Consider the following 20014-nt stretch of genomic DNA (forward strand, 5'->3'; position numbering starts at 1 on the left):
AGTTGCCCAAGGCACCAAAAGAGGGCGCGCGCACATTCTATGCGCCCTTTTTCGACTCACACCTTGATGAAGTGCGTGCGGTAGTGGCGCAGTTCGGCAATCGACTCGCGGATATCGTCCAGCGCCAGGTGGGTGCTGCCCTTCTTGAAGCTGTCCCGCACGTCCGGTGCCCAGCGCGCAGCCAGCTCCTTCACGGTGGAGACATCGAGGTTGCGGTAGTGGAAGTAGTTTTCCAGGCTGCGCATATGGCGATAGAGAAAGCGGCGATCCTGGCAGATGCTGTTGCCACAGATCGGCGACTTGCCTTTGGGAACCCATTGTTCCAGGAAGGCGATGGTCTGCGCTTCGGCCTCGGCCATGCCGACCTTGCTTTCGCGTACACGCTGGGTCAGCCCCGAGCCGCCATGGGTGCGGGTATTCCACTCGTCCATGCGCGCCAGCACTTCGTCACTGTGGTGGATGGCGATCACCGGCCCTTCGGCCAGCGTGTTCAGCTCGCTGTCGGTGACGATGGTGGCCATCTCGATGATGACGTCGTTGTCCGGATCCAGGCCGGTCATTTCCAGATCGATCCAGATCAGGTTCTGTGGGTTCTGCATGAAGGGCTCCTCGTATAGGCCGTCATATTAGCCTAGCGGCATAGCCCCGCGCATTCCCGGCGCAAAGGTAAACAGAATGGTCCGCCGCCCGTCGTGCTAAACTGCCTGCCGTTTTCAATGCCCCACCACGGCTCTCTCACGCAACTCGCACGGAACACTAATGGCCAAACGCCAGCTCAATCGCCGCCAAAACTGGCGTATCGAAAAGATCCAGAACGAACGCGCCGCTCGCGCTGCCAAACGCGAGCAGCATGCGCTGCAGGAGCTTGAAGGGGGCGACCTGGGGCCGGAGCAACTGGGCCTGGTGATCGCTCACTTTGGCGTGCAGGTCGAGGTGGAGGCCAAGGACGGCGAGTCTGCAGGCCAGGTATTCCGCTGCCACCTGCGCGCAAACCTGCCGGCGCTGGTCACCGGTGACCGCGTGGTCTGGCGTGCCGGCAACCAGGGCATTGGCGTAATCGTCGCGCAGATGCCGCGCAGCACCGAGCTGTGCCGGCCGAACAACCACGGTCAGCTCAAGCCGGTTGCCGCCAACGTCGACCTCATCGTGATCGTCTTCGCGCCAGCGCCCGAACCGCACCCGAACCTGATCGACCGTTACCTGGTCGCTGCCGAGCACGCGGGTATCCGCCCACTGCTGCTGCTGAACAAAGCCGACCTGATCAACGACGAGAACGGCCCGGCCCTGCATGCCTTGCTCGAGGTGTACCGCGACCTCGGCTACCCGCTGCTGGAGGTTTCCGCCCACCATGGCGACGGCATGCAGCGCCTGCAGCAAATGCTGGACGGCCATATCAGCGTGTTCGTCGGCCAGTCGGGTGTGGGCAAGTCTTCTCTGGTCAACAGCCTGCTGCCTGCTGCCGACACCCGGGTCGGTGACCTGTCCGAATGGTCGGGCCAAGGCACCCACACCACCACCACCGCGCGCCTTTACCACTTCCCCAATGGCGGCGACCTGATCGACTCGCCAGGCATCCGGGAGTTCGGCCTTGGCCATGTCAGCCGCGACGATGTGGAAGATGGCTTCATCGAGTTCCGCGACCTGTTCGGCACCTGCCGCTTTCGCGACTGCAAGCATGATCGCGAGCCAGGCTGCGCGCTGCTCACGGCACTGGAAGACGGCCGTATCAAGCAGCAGCGCATGAACAGCTACCGCTCGATCATTGCCAGCCTGCCGGAAGACAGCTACTGATTCGTAGGAAATATTACCGGGGCGCGTAGGGCTATTCCGGTTTTGCCGTCATCTATTGCCCCGCCTGCAGCTTTCCCTGATGGTCATGACTTCCTATCAGGGAGGGCAACCGCGATGCCGGTTTTAATCACTTACCGCCACGAAGAGCGGCTTGACGCCTTTATCCTCAATGAACGCTTGCTGCTCGAAAGCATTCCCGCGCAGCTGGTCCTGTTCGACTGCCAAGGGCAGACCCGCGAAGATCTGTATGGCAGCTTCTGTCGATACATGAGCGATGCAACCCACTGGATTGGGCTTTTGTCCGAATGGGCCGCCGCAGACTGGTGGACACCCTGGCTGCTGGGGGCTGCAGTCATGAGCAGCCGGCGTGTCAGCTTTTATCAAAGAAACGGCGGCGCTCTGCCTGAGTGCTTTGGCAAATGGCCGGTAATGCGCGAGCGCAGGCACATCGACCTGTTTGTGCGGGCCTATCACGATGAGTGCACGTTCACCCGCGCCATGACGTTGCCGCCGGGGCGCGGAAGCTGCGCCGACAGGGACAATGCTGACTTCTTTCATGCGGATCTGAAGGCCAAGATCCGGCGGGGGTTTTGATGAATCGGGGCCGCTGGGCGGCCCCTGCGTCACTGGTCGTTGGGCTCGTCCATCCTCAAGGTGCCTTCCTCGAAGATGTTCAGCTTCTGGCGCAGTTCACGCGGCTGCATCGGTGCATCCTGCGCAGCAGGTGCCGCCGAAGCATCAGGCGCAGCGCCGGCAGGCGGCGCTGGCTGGCTTGGCTGTGCAGGCGACGTACCCTGCTCACCCTCAATGTTGCGCTGGGCCTTCTTGGTCAGGACGATGATGTCGATACGGCGGTTTACCGGGTTGAACGGGTCTTTGCGGTCGAACAGCGAAGACGACGCATAACCCACCACCCGCGCGACCTGGTCATCCGGATAGCCACCGGCAACCAGCGCACGCCGTGCAGCATTGGCGCGATTGGCCGACAGCTCCCAGTTGCCGAACTCGCCGCTGTCCGAATAAGGCTTGGCATCGGTGTGACCACTGACGCTGATCTTGTTCGGCACCGCCTTGATGGTGTCGGCCATGGCCAGCAGAATGTCCTCGAAATACGGCTGCAGGCGGGCGCTGCCGATGTCGAACATCGGCCGGTTCTCGGCATCCATGATCTGGATGCGCAGGCCGTCCTGAGTGATCTCGAAGAGAATCTGGTCCTTGAACTTCTGCAGCTGGGGGTTTTCCTCGACCTTGTTCTGCAGCTCCTGCAACAGCAGTTCGAGGCGTTCTCGCTCAACCTGTTCAGCCAAGGTCTCGACCTGGTCCTTGTCCAGCTGAATGCTGGTATCGGGCGTAGGCTCGGACTTCTCCTCCGGGTTGATGGTCTTTTCCGGCGCCAGCTGGGGCGAGCCGCCAAGGTCGATCACGTAGGGCGTACCGCTTTCGGAGAAACCGATCGGGTCCTTGAAGTAGCCGGCAATGGCGATCTTCTGCTCGGGCGTTGCGGTGGACAGCAGCCACAGCACCAGAAAGAACGCCATCATCGCCGTGGCGAAGTCAGCGAAAGCGATCTTCCAGGCGCCGCCATGGTGGCCACCACCGTAGCGCTTGACGCGCTTGATGATTATCGGCTGATTGTTTTCCATGGCTCAGCGACCGCGAACTGCTTGTTCCAGCTCGACAAAGCTCGGGCGATGCTTCGGATACAGCACCTTGCGCCCGAATTCAACGGCCAGCGAAGGTGGCATGCCAGAGGCCGAAGCGACCAGCGAAGCCTTGATCGACTCATAGAGGTTGAGCTCTTCCTTGGCATCGTGCTCCAGGCACTTGGCCAGCGGGCCGAAGAAACCATAGGCTGCAAGGATACCGAAGAAGGTACCGACCAGCGCGGCGCCGACGTGCAGGCCGATGGAGGCCTGGTCGCCTTCGCCCAGAGACGCCATGGTCACCACGATACCCAGTACTGCCGCGACGATACCGAAACCGGGCATGCCGTCGGCAATGCCGTTGACCGCATGCGACGGGTGCTCGAGCTCTTCCTTCATGCTCAACAGTTCCATGTCGAACAAGCCTTCGAGCTCGTGGGGGGCCATGTTGCCGGTGGACATGATGCGCAGGTAGTCGCAGATGAAGGCAGTCATGCGCTCATCACCCAGCACCGCTGGGTATTTGGCAAAGATCGGGCTGGCCGCGGCGTCCTCGATATCGCCCTCGATCGCCATCATGCCTTCGCGACGGCTCTTGTTGAGGATTTCGTAAACCAGGCCCAGCACTTCCAGGTAGAAAGTATGGGTGAAGCGCGTGCCGAACATCTTCAGCGACTTCTTGATTACATGCATGGTCATGTAACCGGGGTTGGCCTGCATGAAGGCGCCAAAGGCTGCACCGCCGATGATCAGCACTTCGAACGGCTGGATCAGTGCCGCGATCTTGCCGTGGGAGAGCACATATCCGCCGAGCACGCTCGCGAATACGACGATGATGCCGATAATTTTAGCCATAGGTTCAAAGCACTTGCTGTCGTGGTCAGGATGAGGGACGGGAGCTTTAAAACTCTTCTTCTACTTATCGGCAGAACTGCGCCAGACTATAGCCACTCAAAGCGAAAAGCCAGTTCGGACTGATGTCAAAATGCCAATGGAATCCAAGGTGCCCACTCAGAATCCGCGTACGCTAGAGGCCTGGGTAAAGCTGCTCGACGGTATTCGTGTTCCGGTACCGAAGCAGAGTTACGACCGGGTCATGGGCGCTATCAACGATAGCCGCCGTTCGCTTCGCGATATCGCCGAACTGATGCAGGACAGCCCGGCCCTGGTGCTGTCGGTGATGCGCGAGGCCAATCATCCCGCCAACGCCAGCCAGGCAGAACCCGCCGAAAGCCTGGAAATCGCCCTTAACAGGCTGGGCCTGGCGCGCAGCAGGGAATTGCTTACCCGCCTGCCAGCGCTGCCGGACGACGACATACCGCCGGTACTGCGGCAGTTCCTGCTGATCAGCCAGCATGCTTCGCAGCAAGCCAGCGGCCTGTTCGCCAGCCGCCTGGCGCGGCTGTGGCAGGAAATTCACTGGGGTAGCCTGCTGTTCCTCTCGCCCCTATGGCCGATGGCCCTGGCCTACCCCAAGCTGCTCGATGCCTGGGAACTGCGGGTTATCCACAAGGGCGAAGAGGCGCAAGAGGTCGAGCTCGAGCTGTTTGGCGTGCGCATCCTGGCACTGTGCCAAGCCATGGCTGAACACTGGCGCCTGTCGCAATGGGTAACCCAGGGTTACCGCATGCTGCTCGAAGAGCGTGAGCAGCTGGGGCAGATACTGAGCATCGCCCGCGACGAAGACCTGCTCAGCCAACAGCACCGCCTGGACGAGGCGCCGGCACTGAGCCGCTGGTTCAACCAGCCGGCCAATACCGTGCTGCTGGCCAACAACTTGGCCCTGGCGGCACAGGTAGGCTGGGACAACCCGCACCTGCTGCGCTGGCAATTGCTCACCGCGCTGTACCTGCAGACCACACTGGAGGACGTGCAACAGCAAGTTCACCAACAGGCCGCCGCCAGTGCCCGCCGGCACGCCAGGCATGCCTTGTTCCACCCTGCCGAGGCCTTGATCTGGCCCTGGGAACAGCGTCGCCCGCATCCGGACATGCTGACGCCACCACCGCCTTCCAGCGAGGCGCTCGGCCATTGGCGCAAGCTGTGCCAGGAGCTGCTGGCACAGCCCAGCCCGTTCACCAATACCGTGCATCTGGCCACCCAGGCCCGCGAAGCACTGTTGGCCTGCGGCATGCAGCGCATCATGCTGCTGACCCTGGACAAGGCCAGTGATTACCTGCGCGTGCAGCAAACTGCCGGCTTGCCCAAGGAGGCTGCAGCCATCGCCTTGCCTGTCACGCAGAGCAAGCTTTTGCAGAAACTGGTCGGGCAGGCCGCACAGCTGCGCCTGTCACCAGACAACCATGCCCAGTTCGCGGCCCTGCTGCCGGCCCCATTGCGTGCGTTCTTCCGTAGCGAACACCTGTTGCTGCGCTCGCTGGCAGTCAACAACCAGGTACTGATGCTGGCGGTGGCCGACCAAGGCGGCAAACCGCTGGCCGATGTCAGTGTCCAGGCGTTCGGCAAAACCGCGCAATGTATCGAGCGCGCCCTTGCGGTGTTTGCCAACCGCAATGCCTGACCCTTGCGCTACAATCGCCCCTCTTTCCACACTGGAGACCGTGGATGACTGATTTTGCCGGACTACCGCTGGTGATCGAGCCCGCGGATCTGCTTGCGCGCCTGGCTTCCCCCAGCTGATCCTGGTCGACCTGAGCAGCGCCAACCGCTATGTCAGCGGTCATATCCCGGGCGCCCGCTTCGTCGAAGGCAAACGCACCCAGCTGGGCATGCCGCCCGCGCCGGGGCTTTTGCCGGCCATTGGCGACCTGGAAAAACTGTTCAGCGAACTCGGCCACCGGGATGATGCGGTCTACGTGGTGTACGACGATGAGGGCGGCGGCTGGGCCGGGCGCTTCATCTGGCTGCTCGACGTCATCGGCCACAAGGCCTGCCATTACCTCAATGGCGGCATCCAGGCCTGGCCGGCGGACAAGCTCTCGACGGAGGCACCCGCGCCCGCCACCGCACCGGTACGCCTGCAATTGCACAGCGAACCGACTGCCACTCGCGAATACCTGCAAAGCCGCCTGGGCGCCGATGACCTGGTGATCTGGGATGCCCGCGCCCCGCAAGAATTCTCTGGTGAAAAGGTCCTGGCAGCCAGGGGTGGCCATATACCCGGCGCGGTCAACTTTGAATGGACGGCCGGCATGGACCTCAACGACCATCTGCGCATCCGCAAGGACATCGCCGAAGTCCTCCAGCAACTGGGCATCACCCCCGACAAGGAGGTGATCACCCATTGCCAGTCCCACCGCCGCTCCGGTTTTACCTACCTGGTGGCCAAAGCCCTCGGCTATCCACGCGTCAAGGCCTATGCCGGCTCGTGGAGCGAATGGGGCAACCACCCGGACACGCCTGTAGAAGTTTAAGGAACCTGCATGAAATCCCGTCTGTTCATCATCAGCCAGTACCTGCTGCCGCACCATCTTCTGTCGCGGCTTGCCGGCTGCGTCGCCGAGTGCCGCTCACGCTGGTTCAAGAATGCCTTCACCGCCTGGTTCGCCAAGCGCTACCAGGTGAACATGAACGAGGCACTGGTCGAAGACCTCACCGCCTACGAGCACTTCAATGCCTTCTTCACCCGCGCCCTCAAGCCGGGTGCACGCCCGCTGGATGAAACCCCGGGGGCAATCCTGTGCCCGGCCGATGGCGCTGTGAGCCAGCTGGGCCCGATCGAGCACGGTCGCATCTTCCAGGCCAAGGGCCACAGCTTCAGCGCTCTGGAGCTGCTCGGCGGCGACCCGGCGCTGGCCGCCCCGTTCATGGGTGGTGAATTCGCTACCATCTACCTGTCACCGAAGGACTACCACCGCGTGCACATGCCGCTGGCCGGTACCCTGCGCGAAATGGTCTATGTGCCGGGTCGCCTGTTCTCGGTTAACCAGACCACCGCAGAAAACGTCCCCGAGCTGTTTGCCCGCAACGAGCGTGTGGTGTGCCTATTCGACACCGAGCGCGGGCCGATGGCCGTCGTGCTGGTGGGGGCGATGATCGTTGCCTCGATCGAGACCGTGTGGGCCGGCCTGGTCACTCCGCCCAAGCGCGAACTTAAAACCTTCCGCTATGACGAAGGCAGCCGTGCGCCGATCCATCTGGAGAAGGGTGCGGAACTGGGCCGCTTCAAGCTGGGTTCCACGGCTATCGTGCTGTTTGGGCCGGAGCAGGTGAAGTGGGCTGAAACCCTGGGTGCCGGTTCGGCAACGCGCATGGGTGAGCTGTTGGCGGTTCCCGCGCAGGCTTGATTCTGGCAAAAAATGAAAAGGCCCTGCATGACTTCAGTCATGCAGGGCCTTTTTGTCTGCGAGGCTTGTGTCAACCCCGCGCGTCGCGGTCGCGCAGCCCCAGCAGATACAGCACGCCGTCCAGCCCCAGAGTCGAGATGGCCTGCTTGGCCGATTGACGCACCAGTGGCTTGGCGCGGAAGGCGACGCCCAGGCCGGCCAGCGACAGCATCGGCAGGTCGTTGGCACCGTCACCTACAGCAATGGTCTGCTCCAGTTGCAGGCCCTCTTCGCTCGCCAAATGCTGCAGCAGTTCTGCCTTGCGCTGGGCATCGACGATGGGCTCAACGGCCACGCCGGTCACCTTGCCATCGACCACTTCCAGCTCGTTGGCGAACACATAATCGATGCCCAAGCGTGCCTGCACCTGCTTGGCAAAGTAGGTGAAGCCACCCGAAAGGATTGCAGTCTTGTAGCCCATGCGCTTGAGCTCGGCGAACAGGTTCTCGGCACCTTCGGTGAGGCGCAGCGAAGCACCGATCTGGTCCAGCACACCAACATCCAGGCCTTTGAGCAGCGCCATGCGCTCCTTGAAGCTGGCGCGAAAGTCCAGTTCGCCGCGCATTGCACGTTCGGTGATCGCCGCCACCTGCTCGCCGACACCTGCAGCCTTGGCCAGTTCGTCGATGACTTCGGCCTCGATCAGGGTCGAATCCATGTCAAACACGGCCAGGCGGCGGTTGCGACGGAACAGGTCGTCCTTCTGGAAGGCGATGTCGATGTTCAGCGCTTCGGACAATGCAAAGAAGTCGGCGCGCAGCGCCTGGGCATCGCTTGGCTCACCGCGGACGGAAATTTCCAGGGCAGCCTTGCCTTTCTCGCGCTGCGCGCCCAGCGCAACACGTGCAGACAGGCGCTCGATCCGCTCGATGGTCAGGCCATATTGGCTGATGACCGCGCTGACACTCTGCAGTTGCTCCGGGGTGATCTTGCGGCTGAGGACGGTAGCGATATAGCGAGCCTCGCCCTGACCATCGGCCCAGTGCTGGTAATCGGACTCGGAAATCGGCGTGTAGCGGGCCTGCAGATTCAGCTCATGGGCCTTGGACTGCACGCTTTGCAACAGGCTGGTGGCCACTTCGTTGTCCGGTATATCGACCAGAATGCCGAACGACAGGGTGCCGTGCATGACAGCCAGGCCGATGTCGAGAATGTTCACACCGCCCTGGAGCAGGACGCCGGTGATGGCGGCAGTGAGACCCGGACGGTCCTCACCGGTGATGTTGATCAGAACGATTTCGCGCACAACCTGGCTCCGACTTCGATGAAAAATGCGCATTCTACCGATTTTCCGTGACCATCGGGCGCCAACGATACTTTGCCGACAAAACTCGGGTCGCTATACTGCGCGCACTTTCATGCCATTAAGAGCCGCGCTCTGTGAACCGGCCCACGCCCGTCAAACCAGACAACTTCTTCCTCATGATCTTCCGTGCCCTGCGCCAACGTCGCGTTCCCCTGGCACTGCGCATCGCCAGCACCAACATTTTCTTGGTGGCGCTGGCGCTGGTGATCTATGCCTGCGTGATGGGTCTGCAGTTCAAGCAGGCCATGCACGAGCAGGCTGACGCCCTTGGCCAGAGCCTGACCACCCAGACAGCCACATCGGCGACCGAGCTGCTGGTGTCCAACGACATCCTCAGCCTCAACGTGCTGTTGGGCAACCTGGTGAAGAACCCGCTGGTGGCCCATGCGGCTATATATAGCGTGGATAGCCGCATCCTGGCCGAGGCCGGGCAGCGCCCACGCAACAGCCTGCTGGGTGAGGCCGAAGGCCTGTACCAGACCAAGATCACCTTCCAGGACGTGACCGCCGGGCAACTGCGCATCAGCCTGGACATGAGCCAGTTCCAGCAGCCGATGCTGATCAGCCTGCAGAGCATGGGCATCCTGGCCGCGATCCTGCTGGCCCTGGCGCTGAGCCTGAGCCTGCGCCAAGGCCGCCACATCACCCTGCCGCTGCTGCAACTGCGCGTATGGTTGCGCGACCCGCACCCCTACACCCCGGCAATCGATCGTCAGGATGAGATCGGCGATATTGCCCGCCAGTTGCATGCCCGCCTGGCCCCGCCGCCACCTCCGGAACCTGAGCCGGAGGAGTACGAAGACGAAGACGACTTCGACGACCTGCACGATACCCCTGCGCCGGTCAAAGCCGCGCCACGGGCCAAGGTTGCCGCCCAGGTAGACGACGAAGACGACGATGAAGCCTTTGCCGGCCTGCTGGACCACGAAGAAAGCGCGCCGAAGGCCGCCGTAGTCGACTCCGACGAGCCGCAGAGCACTGCGGTGCTGGCCGTTCAGCTAGGCTCGCAGGAGCAACTGCGCCGGCTGCCACGCACCCGCCTGACCGAGCTGCTGGAACGCTACCGCGACTGCCTGGAGCAGGCCGCGTCGCTGTACGATGGCGAGACCCACACGCTCAACGACGGCAGCACTCTGGTGCTGTTCCACAGCCGCGACTGCGGCGAGGATTACCTGACCAACGCAATCTGCTGCGGCGAGCTGCTGCGCGCCCTCGGCCACGCCCTGCAGATCGAGGTAGCCGACAGCGGCATCACCTTGCAACTGCAACTGGGCCTGGCCTTGGGCGATGACCTGCATGGGCTGGAACAGGTAGACCTGCTGATGACCGAAAAAGCCCAGGACGCCCTGGCTCTTTCCCAGCACAGCCGCAACCTACTGCTGGTGGAGCGGCAGATCAGTGATGACTCGCTGATTCGCCAGCGTGCGCGGATTCGGCCGATTGCCAGCCCTGAAGGCGCCTGCTGTGTCGAGCGCTTGATGGAGCCTTACCCCTCGATGCTGGAGCGACAGTTGGCGCGGATGCACGAGCGCAGGGTCTGATATCGAGCCCCCTGCTCTGACACCCACAAAAAAGCCCGCACATGTGCGGGCTTTTCTGTATCTGGGGCAAACATCAGAACCGATAAACTTCCATATCGGTCCGGATAGGGGAAGCCATGGGGATCTTCGACTTCTCCGGTGTTTTCTTGACCTGAACCGGTGCTGCAGGTTTTTTGCGCGACTCTTCGGCAATCGCTGGCTGGTTGGCCAAGGGTTTGACTGCAGCGCTCAACTGCTCTGCCAGCTTCTGCAACAACTGCCCCTGAGCCTGCACCTGCGACGACTCGCTGCCTTCGTGCGGCTGCTCGAGGTGAACGATACGGTTGTCGCGCACATTGCCGCGACGGTCCAGCAAACGCCATTGCGCGTCGAGGATGGCCGGCTGGTTCTTGCCCGAGTCCAGACGGGTGATCGACAGCAATACCTGTACGTCAGGCGAGAAGCCACTGCTGGCCGGCGCCAGAACGACCCGTTGGCTGTCCAGGCGCCAGGCCAGCTGACGCACCAACAGTTGATCGATGTCTGCCGACAGGCTACCGGCCCAACGACCGTCCGTCGCCGAACTCAGGCTGCCATCAGCCTGGCGCTGCAAAAAGGTTTCACGCTGCAGGTAATCGGCAACCGATACCGGGCCGAGCACCACGGCCATGCCCGCACTCTGCGAGGGCTGGCCAGGATCACCGCTGTCGAGCTGATACAGGGCAACCGGCTGATGCATGCTGCATCCGCTCAGCCCCAGCAGGCCCGTCATCAATAGCGCAAATGGAAGGCGCAGAAATTTCATTCATCCCATCCAGGCGGTCGCCACCAGGCTAACCGCATTGATACTGATATAGATTCAATCGGGCACACGGCCACGCCGGCACCACAAGGGCACTATCATCCGCGAAATGTCGGTCCGACTCCAGCATTTCTGCCTGGAACGGCGCTGAAATTGCCGCCCCAGACATTTCTACCGGTTACGCCGGAACTTCCACCTGCAAACCGTCAACGCGCTGGAACCCGCGCGGCAGCTTGCTACCCCGCCGTCCACGCTCGCCCTTGTAATGCTCAAGGTCGTCCGGCTTCAAAGACAGGGTACGCTTGCCAGCTTGCAATACAAGGGTCGCGCCCTCGGGGATCACCGCCAGATCTGTAACATATTCTTCACGGCTGGCGACCCGATCACCGGGCACACCGATGATCTTGTTGCCCTTGCCTTTGCCCAGTTGTGGCAGGTCAGCGACCTTGAACACCAGCAAGCGGCCTTCGGTGGTCACTGCCGCCAGCCAGTCCTGCTCACGGTTGGCCACCGGGCGGGGGCCGATGACCTTGGCACCGTTAGGCAGGCTGAGCAGCCCCTTGCCGGCCTTGTTCTTGGCCTGCAGGTCCTCACCTTTGACCACAAAGCCGTAACCGGCATCCGATGCCACCACGTACAGCGCATCATCGTCCGGCAACAGCACGCACTCGAAGGTAGCCCCCGGCGGCGGCGTCAGGCGACCGGTCAGCGGCTCGCCCTGGCCACGCGCCGATGGCAAGGTATGCGCCGCCACAGAGTAGCTGCGCCCGGTGGAATCGATGAGCACGGCAAACTGGTTGGAACGCCCCGCCGCTGCAGCCTTGAAGCCATCCCCGGCCTTGTACGACAGGCCGGTTGCATCGATATCGTGGCCTTTGGCGCAACGCACCCAGCCTTTTTCCGACAGCACGACCGTGACTGGCTCCGTCGGCATCAGCTCGTTTTCCGACAGCGCCTTGGCTTCGGCGCGCGCGACGATCGGCGACCGGCGGTCGTCGCCGTAAGTTTCCGCATCCTTGATCAGTTCGCTGCGCACCAGCTTGCGTAGCTTGGCATCGCTGCCGAGCAGGGCCAGCAGCTTGGCCTGTTCCTTGAGCAGTTCGTCCTGCTCACCGCGGATTTTCATCTCCTCCAGACGGGCCAGCTGGCGCAGGCGCGTCTCGAGGATGTAGTCGGCCTGGATTTCGGTGAGGTCGAAACGAGCGATCAATGCCTGCTTGGGATGCTCCTCGGTACGGATGATGTGGATGACTTCATCGAGGTTGAGGAATGCAGTGAGCAAGCCTTCCAACAGGTGCAGGCGCCTCTCGACCTTCTCCAGGCGATGCTGCAGGCGGCGACGAACGGTACCGATACGGTACTGCAGCCACTCCAGGAGCAAGGCACGCAGGTTCTTGAGCTGCGGCCGGCCATCCAGGCCGATGATGTTGACGTTGACCCGATAGCTGCTTTCCAGCTCGGTAGTGGCGAACAGGTGCTGCATCAGTTCATCGGCATCCACCCGATTGGAGCGTGGGATGATCACGATACGGCAGGGGTTTTCATGGTCCGACTCGTCACGCAGGTCAGCGACCATCGGCAGCTTCTTCGCCTGCATCTGCGCGGCGATCTGCTCCAGCACCTTGGCCCCGGAGACCTGGTGCGGCAACGCAGTGACGACAATGTCGCCGTCCTCGACCCGGTATACGGCGCGCATACGGATCGAACCGCGGCCGCTTTCGTAGATCTTGAGGATCTCGGCACGCGGCGTGATGATTTCGGCTTCGGTCGGGTAGTCCGGCCCCTGGATGTGTTCACACAGTTGCTCAAGGGTGGCCTTGGGCTCGTCGAGCAGGCGCACACAGGCACTGGCCACTTCGCGCAGGTTATGTGGCGGCACGTCGGTGGCCATGCCGACGGCAATACCGGTGGTGCCGTTTAGCAGGATGTTCGGCAGCCGTGCCGGCAATACTGCAGGCTCCTGCAGGGTACCGTCGAAGTTGGGCACCCAGTCCACGGTACCCTGGCCCAGCTCACCGAGCAGCACCTCGGAGTAGCGCGACAGGCGCGCTTCGGTGTAACGCATCGCCGCGAACGACTTCGGATCGTCCGGCGCACCCCAGTTACCCTGGCCATCGACCAGCGTGTAGCGGTAGCTGAACGGCTGCGCCATCAGCACCATGGCTTCGTAGCAGGCCGAATCGCCGTGGGGGTGGAATTTACCGAGCACGTCGCCGACGGTACGCGCCGACTTCTTGTGCTTGGCATCGGCATCGAGCCCCAACTCGCTCATGGCATAGACGATGCGTCGTTGCACAGGCTTGAGGCCGTCGCCGATGTGCGGCAAGGCCCGATCCATGATCACGTACATGGAATAGTTGAGGTAGGCCTGTTCGGTGAAGTCAGCCAGCGAACGGCGTTCGACGCCGTCGAGGCTGAGTTCCAGTGAGTCGCTCATGCGGGCCTCGTCATTTCAGGTTCTGGCGCAGCAGCATGGTGCCGCCGCGCTGGGTAAATTCAAGTTGTTTCAGAGCGCTCATGCCGAGCAGCACCGTCTGCCCATCCAACCCCGGCACCACCAGGGCGCGCACGCCCTGCAGGCGGATATCCCCCAGTTGCAGGCTGTCCAGACGCGTGCGGTACCCTTCGGTGCGACCGTTAGCGGTGCTGAGGATGACCGGGCTGCCACGTTGCAGGCTCAGGCCACGGGCCAGCGCCTCGGGGATCGCCACGTCGGTGGCCCCGGTATCGAGCATGAAATGCACAGCCTTGCCGTTGATCGCGCCATCTGCCACGAAATGGCCCTGGCCATTGCCCAGCAGGCGCACTTCGATGAAGCCTTCGCCGTGCTCGGACTGCACCTGGGTATTGGGGTTGCGCTCGCGCGCCTCCCATTCACCGAAAAAGCGCGTAGCCAGGAACATCGCCGCCGCCCAGGCGACGATCATCAGTACCCTGCCCGCACGCTTGCCCGGTGGCTGGCTCATGGTGTGGTGCTCCAACCGCCCTGCGGCGCGGCGAAGCGCCAGACGACCGGCCGGCTTTCACCATCGGCGCGGTCAGCGTTGTTGTTGTCAAGACCGATCCATGCGCCCTTGGTATCGATGACCAGCGCTTCGGCCAGGCCGAACGGCTGATCATAGCGTCGCTCGGGTACCAGAGCATCGGCTGCGAACGACCAGCAGCGCTCGACCTCACCGCTGTCGGCATGGCGTCGGCACACACGGTATGCATTACGTTCGAGGGTGAACAGCTTGCCCTCGAACCAGGCCAGGTCGGCGAAATCACGCGAAAGCGCACGGGCATTGGGCATTTGAGGCGGTTGCATCTCGACCCCGGCTTCACTGAGCAGTACGCAAGTGCGTCCGCACGTCCATACCGACTGCTGGCGCTCTATCTTTACCAAGCCGCGGCGCTCACGCTCGGCCGCAAGCCACAGGCGGTCACCGGCAGGGTTGATCGCCAGGCCTTCGAACAGGGCATTGAAGTTCAGCAGCATGCCAGTGGCCCTGGCCTGGCGCATCATCGCCGGGTCAACCCTGAGCCAGGCAGGCGCGCCTACGACCGGCAGTTGCAACACGGCCACATGCGCTTCGCTGACCAGGTAGATATTACCGGCCTGATCGCAAGTGATACCTTCGTAATCAAACTGGCCACCACGAATGTACGACACCGCCCAGTTGCGCGACTTCAGCCCCCAGGGCAACCCGCTCTCCGGTACCGGGGGCGGGGAAAAAGTCAAAGGCTGGGCGCGCCACACCTCATTGTGCTGGTCGAAGCGGTAGATACGGTCATCATCACGGTCTGAAACACCCCACAGCGCACCCCGGCAAAAAGCCAGCCCGGACAGATTGCCGCCGCGCATGCCGTCAATCGGATGCTCGGATGCCAGCTTCAGCTCCGGCCAGTCGGCTGCCAGGCTCGGCAGAGTAACCAGCGTCAATAAAACCGCGACAAACAGACGAATCAAACCAGAACCTCGGCCAGATTGCCTTTGGTCTCCAGCCAGTTCTTGCGATCGCCCGCGCGTTTCTTGGCCAGCAGCATATCCATGATTTCGGTAGTACCCTGCAGGTCATCCAGTGTCAGCTGGACCAGGCGCCGGGTGTTCGGGTCCATGGTGGTTTCGCGCAATTGCGGCGGGTTCATCTCGCCCAGCCCCTTGAAGCGGGTGACCTGTGGCTTGCCACGCTTTTTCTCGGCCACCAGGCGGTCGAGAATGCCGTCGCGTTCAGCCTCGTCGAGGGCGTAGTAGATTTCCTTGCCAAGGTCGATACGGTACAGCGGCGGCATGGCGACATAGACGTGGCCTGCTTCGACCAACGGACGGAAGTGCTGGACGAACAGCGCACACAGCAGGGTCGCGATGTGCAGGCCGTCGGAGTCGGCGTCGGCGAGGATGCAGATCTTGCCGTAGCGCAGTTGCGACAGGTCGGCAGCGCCCGGGTCGACACCGATGGCCACGGCGATGTTGTGCACTTCCTGGCTGGCTAGTACCTCGCCACCGTCCACTTCCCAGGTATTGAGGATTTTGCCGCGCAGCGGCAGGATCGCCTGGAATTCCTTGTCACGTGCCTGCTTGGCAGAGCCACCGGCCGAATCACCCTCGACCAGGAACAGCTCGGCCCGCATTGGGTCCTGGCCTGCGCAGTCGGCCAGCTTGCCCGGCAGCGCAGGGCCCTGAGTGACGCGCTTGCGCTCGACTTTCTTGCTGGCCTTGAGGCGGCGGCCGGCGTTGCTGATGGCCAGTTCCGCCAGTTGCATGCCTAGCTCGGGGTGTGCATTGAGCCACAGGCTGAAGGCATCCTTGACCACGCCCGAAACGAATGCCGCAGCCTCGCGGGACGACAGGCGCTCTTTGGTCTGCCCAGAGAACTGTGGCTCCTGCATTTTCATCGAGAGCACGAAAGTGATGCGTTCCCAGACGTCTTCGGGCGCCAGCTTGACCCCACGCGGCAGCAGGTTGCGGAACTCGCAGAACTCGCGCATGGCATCGAGCAGCCCCTGACGCAGGCCATTGACGTGGGTACCGCCCTGGGCGGTGGGGATCAGGTTGACGTAGCTTTCCTGAACACTGTCACCACCTTCTGGCAGCCACAGCAAGGCCCAGTCCACGGCTTCCTTGTTACCGGCCAGGCTGCCGCAGAAGGGCTCGTCCGGCAGGCGCTGGAACTCGCTGACCGAGTCGACCAGGTAGGAACGCAGGCCATCCTCGTAGTGCCATTCGACCTTCTCGCCGCTGGCCTTGTCCTCGAAGCTGACCAACAGGCCCGGGCACAATACGGCCTTGGCCTTGAGCACGTGCTTGAGGCGGCTGATGGAAAACTTGGGTGAATCGAAATACTTCGGGTCGGGGCTGAAGTACACACTGGTACCGGTGTTGCGCTTGCCGACCGTACCGACCACTTCCAGCTCGCTGGCCTTGAAGCCATCGGCGAAGGTCATCTGGTATTCATTGCCGTCCCGCTTGACGCGCACGCGCACCTGGGTCGACAGGGCGTTGACCACCGAGATGCCGACGCCGTGCAGGCCCCCGGAGAACTGGTAGTTCTTGTTGGAGAACTTGCCGCCGGCGTGCAGCTTGGTGAGGATCAGCTCGACCCCCGATACACCCTCTTCCGGATGGATATCCACCGGCATGCCGCGGCCATCGTCGCTGACCTCCAGCGAGTGGTCGGCATGCAGGATGACCTGCACCGAACGGGCGTGGCCAGCCAGGGCTTCGTCGACACTGTTGTCGATGACTTCCTGGGCCAGGTGGTTCGGCCGGCTGGTATCGGTGTACATGCCCGGCCGTTTACGGACCGGGTCAAGGCCCGAGAGGACTTCGATGGCGTCTGCGTTATAGGCGCTAGCGCTGGGATTGGCCATGGGTTCTCGTCGTCAGTCTGGTGAATGCGAAAAAATCAAAATACAGAAAAATCGAGCGCCGCATACTGCCCCCGGGCAACTCCGGCGAAGGCAAGCAGGGCTGGTATCTGTTCGGCAAAACCCTGGTAGCCATGGTCGCCACCGGCCTGGATACGCAACGCGCACGCCCGGTAATAACGCTCGGCGTGTCGATAGTCCAGGGTTTCATCGGCGGTCTGCAACCACACTTGATAGCGCCTGGCGTCCGCTGGGGCCGGCACTTCCAGTTCAGCGAGGGCCTGGACATGATCGTGGGTCAGTTCCCAGGTTTCGCCGCTGTAGTGGTTGCGCTGGGTGCCCAGGTAGCCGTCGAACAGTTTGTGCGGGGTGACCGCCGGGTTGATCAGCAGGGCGTTGAGGCCATGGCGCTCGGCCAGATGGGTGGCATAGTAGCCGCCGAGCGAACTGCCGACCAGCAGGGGCGCCCCCAGTTCGGCGATGGCGGCTTCGAGCTGTGCAATGGCCTGGCGCGGGTGATGGTGCAAGGCGGGTACGCGCAACTGGCCTGACAGGCCTAGCTGCTGCATCACAGCCTGGAGCTGACGCGCCTTGGTGGAGAGCGGTGAGCTGTTCAAGCCATGGATATAGAGGATGGAACCCGACATGCTGCCCCCGGAATCTTTGGCTTCGCGCCCGATGGTGGAGGCGCAGGGATGCGCAGTGTAGCGTGTTCGCCGTGTTTTGGCGCTGCGGCGGGTTTTTCGCAACAATTTTTGGGCTGCACGGCGGCCCCTGGTTTCAATAGCCCGGGCTATCAAAATCGAGCTTCACCTCAAAGTCCGTGGCCCGCTGCACCCCGGTCTCCAGCCGCCCGTCGGCATGCAGGCGCAACCACCGGTAACCCGGCTGCTCCTCGCTCACCTTGAAGTCTTCGCTACAAGCGGCGAACTGTATGCAGGTCGATGGCGTGGCCAGCAGGCGCAAACCGCCACGCAGCTCATCCCACTCCTGATGAATATGCCCCCAAAGCAGCGCCTTCACCTGTGGATAACCCTCAAGCCGGCGCAACAATTCGTCAGCATTGCGCAAACCGATCGGTGCTATCCAGGCGCAGCCGATATCCACAGGTTGATGGTGACAGCAGACCAGGCAATGGCGCCCCCCTGCCGACACCAGCGCATCATCGAGCAGCGACAGCTGTGCCGGCTCAAGCAGCCCATGGGTCGCACCTTGCACCGCCGAATTGAGCATGATGATACGCCAGGCGCCGATATCGGTTACCGCCTGCACCAGCTCCGGCGCCACCTCGGCCATGACCCTGGCTTCATCATGATTACCCGGCAACCAGCGCGCCGGTACGGCGAAGTCACCCGTCAGATCACGGAACGCCTGATACGAGGCAGCACTGCCATCCTGCGAAAGATCACCGGTGCACAGCAGCAAATCGATACACGGCTGTTCGCGGCGCACCTGGGCGATCACATGGCGCAGGCTGTCGCGCGTGCGCAGCCCCAGCAGCGTGCCCGCAGGGTCGGCGAACAGGTGAGCGTCAGTCAATTGCACCACGCATACGGGTGCCTGAGAGGGGTCTGGGTGCGGCACCGGCCGTCTCCTCGGGGAATTCAGCACGAATTATGGCGGGGGATTGGTTGCGAGCAAATAGTCGAAACCGACCGGCATCACATTTCAGCGCACACTTGCCAGCTCGTGACCACAGGCCAGGCAGTGGCTCAGCCATTCCCCGAGAAACAGATTGAGCTGGGCCTTTTCATCCGGCTGGTGCATGGACTGGTTGGGATACGGGTAGATGCTGCGCAGGCGCCGGGTATGCTCGGCGCTGACCACTTCGGCCATGCGCGCATCGTGGTACACCTGCACCTCCAGGTGGGGCACCGGCAGCCAAGGCAGGCTGTGCTCCTGGCGCACCCGCAGGGTGGTGGTGTAGGGGCAGGCCAGCACCACATCGAGCACCAGCACGCCGAGCATCTGGTCGCCCTGGGTCATGCCGATGCGGCGCGAACTCTGGGTGGTACGCATGTCGGGAAGCAGGCGCATGAGCCGGGCGTAGTTGGCTTCACAGGCTGCCTGCAGCCCGGCCAGATCGACCCGATAACGCTCACGCAGCAGGTTCACTTCCACATACCTCGTACTTCATCTCTGTTGAGCGCCAGCCATTGCAGGCCAATGATCGTCGCCGCATTGCAGATGCGCCCGTCGCGCACGGCCTGCAAGGCATCTTCGAACGACCAGACCCGCACGCGGATATCTTCGCCCTCTTCTTCCAGGCCATGCAGCCCCCCGGCGCCTTCGCTGCTGCAGCGGCCAAGGAACAGGTGCACGTATTCATCACTGCCGCCGGGCGATGGGAAATAACGGGTCATCGGCCACAGGGCGCTGAAGGTCAGACCGGCTTCTTCTTCGGCTTCACGATGAGCGACCTCTTCAGGCTGTTCGTCCTTGTCGATCAGGCCGGCGACCATCTCGATCAGCCAGGGATTGTCGACTTTATCCAGCGCGCCGACGCGAAACTGCTCGATCAACACCACTTCATCGCGCAGTGGATCGTAAGGCAGCACGCAAACGGCATCATGGCGCACGAACAGTTCGCGGCTGATCTCGCGGCCCATGCCCCCGGCAAACAGCTCATGGCGCAGGCGAAGCTTGTCGAGCTTGTAGAAGCCCTGGAAGCAATTGGCCCGTTCGATGATGTCGAAGCCCTTGGGCACTGAATTCAACGCGTCTGACATGGAAATCCTCATTACCTCAAATACTGCTTCGCGCCATCCTACTCTGCACGCCTGCCTGTTTCACCCCTTTCCGGTAACCGTTCGCGCAGT

18 protein-coding genes and 1 pseudogene are annotated in these 20014 nt (G+C 62.5%); 6 read left to right on the top strand and 13 right to left on the bottom strand.

The annotated features are described in order from the left end of the window. Positions 1 to 56: 56 nt before the first annotated feature. On the bottom strand, positions 57 to 599 hold the full coding sequence (gene orn / locus ACMGF5_RS06160; protein WP_046788103.1) for an oligoribonuclease: 543 nt from the start codon (positions 597 to 599) through the stop codon (positions 57 to 59). A gap of 160 nt (positions 600 to 759) precedes the next feature. On the opposite strand from orn, the gene rsgA reads away from it, so the two are divergent. Further along, the gene (rsgA, locus tag ACMGF5_RS06165) at positions 760 to 1791 is read left to right on the top strand and encodes a small ribosomal subunit biogenesis GTPase RsgA (protein ID WP_046788104.1); all 1032 of its coding nucleotides are present in this window, start codon (positions 760 to 762) and stop codon (positions 1789 to 1791) included. A gap of 114 nt (positions 1792 to 1905) precedes the next feature. After that, on the top strand, positions 1906 to 2385 hold the full coding sequence (locus tag ACMGF5_RS06170; RefSeq protein WP_125924565.1) for a molecular chaperone Tir: 480 nt from the start codon (positions 1906 to 1908) through the stop codon (positions 2383 to 2385). A 29-nt stretch (positions 2386 to 2414) separates the two neighbouring features. Here ACMGF5_RS06170 and motB read toward each other — a convergent pair whose 3' ends face one another. Next, a complete protein-coding gene (gene motB / locus ACMGF5_RS06175; RefSeq protein WP_115273759.1) occupies positions 2415 to 3434 on the bottom strand; it encodes a flagellar motor protein MotB in 1020 nt (339 codons plus the stop codon). Positions 3435 to 3437: 3 nt separating this feature from the next. Beyond that, complete coding sequence (motA, locus tag ACMGF5_RS06180) at positions 3438 to 4289, bottom strand: flagellar motor stator protein MotA (protein WP_046788106.1); 852 nt, start codon at positions 4287 to 4289, stop codon at positions 3438 to 3440. 130 nt (positions 4290 to 4419) lie between these two features. Between motA and ACMGF5_RS06185 the strand changes: the two genes are divergently transcribed. The 3 genes and pseudogenes from ACMGF5_RS06185 to asd all read left to right on the top strand — a co-directional run bounded on the left by ACMGF5_RS06185 (position 4420) and on the right by asd (position 7681). Further along, complete coding sequence (locus ACMGF5_RS06185) at positions 4420 to 5955, top strand: HDOD domain-containing protein (RefSeq protein ID WP_323613990.1); 1536 nt, start codon at positions 4420 to 4422, stop codon at positions 5953 to 5955. Between the two features lie 44 nt (positions 5956 to 5999). Next, a pseudogene (locus ACMGF5_RS06190) lies at positions 6000 to 6808 on the top strand (rhodanese-like domain-containing protein). A gap of 9 nt (positions 6809 to 6817) precedes the next feature. Continuing rightward, positions 6818 to 7681: an archaetidylserine decarboxylase gene (asd, locus tag ACMGF5_RS06195; protein ID WP_046788109.1), complete on the top strand. Its 864-nt coding sequence runs from the start codon at positions 6818 to 6820 to the stop codon at positions 7679 to 7681. Positions 7682 to 7751: 70 nt separating this feature from the next. Here asd and serB read toward each other — a convergent pair whose 3' ends face one another. Further along, on the bottom strand, positions 7752 to 8966 hold the full coding sequence (serB, locus tag ACMGF5_RS06200) for a phosphoserine phosphatase SerB (protein ID WP_046788110.1): 1215 nt from the start codon (positions 8964 to 8966) through the stop codon (positions 7752 to 7754). Between the two features lie 134 nt (positions 8967 to 9100). Between serB and ACMGF5_RS06205 the strand changes: the two genes are divergently transcribed. Further along, positions 9101 to 10567: an AhpA/YtjB family protein gene (locus ACMGF5_RS06205; protein ID WP_115273757.1), complete on the top strand. Its 1467-nt coding sequence runs from the start codon at positions 9101 to 9103 to the stop codon at positions 10565 to 10567. 73 nt (positions 10568 to 10640) lie between these two features. Here the strand turns inward: ACMGF5_RS06205 and ACMGF5_RS06210 are convergent, their stop codons facing one another. The 9 genes from ACMGF5_RS06210 to ACMGF5_RS06250 all read right to left on the bottom strand — a co-directional run bounded on the left by ACMGF5_RS06210 (position 10641) and on the right by ACMGF5_RS06250 (position 19924). After that, on the bottom strand, positions 10641 to 11351 hold the full coding sequence (locus ACMGF5_RS06210; protein WP_046788112.1) for a membrane integrity-associated transporter subunit PqiC: 711 nt from the start codon (positions 11349 to 11351) through the stop codon (positions 10641 to 10643). A 175-nt stretch (positions 11352 to 11526) separates the two neighbouring features. Then, entirely contained in the window at positions 11527 to 13785 is a 2259-nt protein-coding gene (gene parC / locus ACMGF5_RS06215; protein ID WP_046788113.1) for a DNA topoisomerase IV subunit A, read from the bottom strand. A 10-nt stretch (positions 13786 to 13795) separates the two neighbouring features. Continuing rightward, entirely contained in the window at positions 13796 to 14314 is a 519-nt protein-coding gene (locus ACMGF5_RS06220; RefSeq protein ID WP_115273756.1) for a TIGR02281 family clan AA aspartic protease, read from the bottom strand. Beyond that, complete coding sequence (locus tag ACMGF5_RS06225) at positions 14311 to 15297, bottom strand: esterase-like activity of phytase family protein (RefSeq protein WP_115273755.1); 987 nt, start codon at positions 15295 to 15297, stop codon at positions 14311 to 14313. Before ACMGF5_RS06225 ends, ACMGF5_RS06220 begins: the two co-directional genes overlap by 4 nt. After that, a complete protein-coding gene (gene parE, locus ACMGF5_RS06230) occupies positions 15294 to 17198 on the bottom strand; it encodes a DNA topoisomerase IV subunit B (protein WP_012316499.1) in 1905 nt (634 codons plus the stop codon). The genes ACMGF5_RS06225 and parE overlap by 4 nt, the downstream gene beginning before the upstream one ends. 35 nt (positions 17199 to 17233) lie before the next feature. Beyond that, the gene (locus tag ACMGF5_RS06235; RefSeq protein ID WP_115273754.1) at positions 17234 to 17842 is read right to left on the bottom strand and encodes a YqiA/YcfP family alpha/beta fold hydrolase; all 609 of its coding nucleotides are present in this window, start codon (positions 17840 to 17842) and stop codon (positions 17234 to 17236) included. Positions 17843 to 17975: 133 nt separating this feature from the next. Beyond that, positions 17976 to 18779, bottom strand: coding sequence for a 3',5'-cyclic-AMP phosphodiesterase (cpdA, locus tag ACMGF5_RS06240; RefSeq protein WP_115273753.1), 804 nt, complete (start codon positions 18777 to 18779; stop codon positions 17976 to 17978). A gap of 84 nt (positions 18780 to 18863) precedes the next feature. Continuing rightward, a complete protein-coding gene (locus ACMGF5_RS06245; RefSeq protein ID WP_042111790.1) occupies positions 18864 to 19316 on the bottom strand; it encodes a DUF1249 domain-containing protein in 453 nt (150 codons plus the stop codon). Then, complete coding sequence (locus ACMGF5_RS06250) at positions 19307 to 19924, bottom strand: NUDIX domain-containing protein (RefSeq protein ID WP_012316503.1); 618 nt, start codon at positions 19922 to 19924, stop codon at positions 19307 to 19309. The genes ACMGF5_RS06245 and ACMGF5_RS06250 overlap by 10 nt, the downstream gene beginning before the upstream one ends. Between the last annotated feature and the right edge of the window lie 90 nt (positions 19925 to 20014).

The sequence above is a fragment of the Pseudomonas sp. BNK-15 genome, assembly GCF_047456105.1.
Classification (GTDB): domain Bacteria; phylum Pseudomonadota; class Gammaproteobacteria; order Pseudomonadales; family Pseudomonadaceae; genus Aquipseudomonas; species Aquipseudomonas putida_E.

Bases quoted from the DNA above. Each gene is read 5' to 3' on its own strand.
- orn (WP_046788103.1), bottom strand. From the start codon at position 599: ATGCAGAACCCACAGAACCTGATCTGGATCGATCTGGAAATGACCGGC.
- rsgA (WP_046788104.1), top strand. From the start codon at position 760: ATGGCCAAACGCCAGCTCAATCGCCGCCAAAACTGGCGTATCGAAAAG.
- ACMGF5_RS06170 (WP_125924565.1), top strand. From the start codon at position 1,906: ATGCCGGTTTTAATCACTTACCGCCACGAAGAGCGGCTTGACGCCTTT.
- motB (WP_115273759.1), bottom strand. From the start codon at position 3,434: ATGGAAAACAATCAGCCGATAATCATCAAGCGCGTCAAGCGCTACGGT.
- motA (WP_046788106.1), bottom strand. From the start codon at position 4,289: ATGGCTAAAATTATCGGCATCATCGTCGTATTCGCGAGCGTGCTCGGC.
- ACMGF5_RS06185 (WP_323613990.1), top strand. From the start codon at position 4,420: ATGCCAATGGAATCCAAGGTGCCCACTCAGAATCCGCGTACGCTAGAG.
- asd (WP_046788109.1), top strand. From the start codon at position 6,818: ATGAAATCCCGTCTGTTCATCATCAGCCAGTACCTGCTGCCGCACCAT.
- ACMGF5_RS06210 (WP_046788112.1), bottom strand. From the start codon at position 11,351: ATGAAATTTCTGCGCCTTCCATTTGCGCTATTGATGACGGGCCTGCTG.
- parC (WP_046788113.1), bottom strand. From the start codon at position 13,785: ATGAGCGACTCACTGGAACTCAGCCTCGACGGCGTCGAACGCCGTTCG.
- ACMGF5_RS06220 (WP_115273756.1), bottom strand. From the start codon at position 14,314: ATGAGCCAGCCACCGGGCAAGCGTGCGGGCAGGGTACTGATGATCGTC.
- parE (WP_012316499.1), bottom strand. From the start codon at position 17,198: ATGGCCAATCCCAGCGCTAGCGCCTATAACGCAGACGCCATCGAAGTC.
- ACMGF5_RS06235 (WP_115273754.1), bottom strand. From the start codon at position 17,842: ATGTCGGGTTCCATCCTCTATATCCATGGCTTGAACAGCTCACCGCTC.
- ACMGF5_RS06250 (WP_012316503.1), bottom strand. From the start codon at position 19,924: ATGTCAGACGCGTTGAATTCAGTGCCCAAGGGCTTCGACATCATCGAA.